Below are 316 nucleotides of genomic sequence, written 5' to 3'. Positions count from 1 at the left end.
ATCGAGGTCGGCGAGGGTGCTTCGGCCTCCATCACCACCCAGGCCTGCGAGAAAATCTATCGCGCCGCCTCCGATCGCGCCGAGACGACCGTCAGCCTGGATGTCGGCGCCGGCGGCAGGATTGCCTGGCTGCCGCAGGAGACGATCGTCTTCGACCGGGCGGGCTTTGCGAGGACGCTCGATGTGACGCTTGCGGGTAGCGCCGAGCTGCTGCTGTTGGAGGCGACGTTGTTCGGCCGACTGGCGATGGGCGAGCAGGCGGTTCTGGGCAATTTCCACGACCGCTGGCGGGTCCGCCAGGACGGCAGGCTGATCC

Annotated in this window: 1 protein-coding gene; it reads left to right on the top strand. The window is 68.0% G+C overall.

Annotated elements, in window-relative coordinates; translation table 11 throughout:
• The coding region (locus EN861_RS34770; RefSeq protein ID WP_189343832.1) for an urease accessory protein UreD at nucleotides 1–316 on the top strand (316 nt) is incomplete at both ends.

Source organism: Mesorhizobium sp. M8A.F.Ca.ET.218.01.1.1 (genome assembly GCF_004791165.1).
Lineage (GTDB): Bacteria > Pseudomonadota > Alphaproteobacteria > Rhizobiales > Rhizobiaceae > Mesorhizobium.
This window is presented reverse-complemented; position numbering and strand designations above follow the sequence as displayed.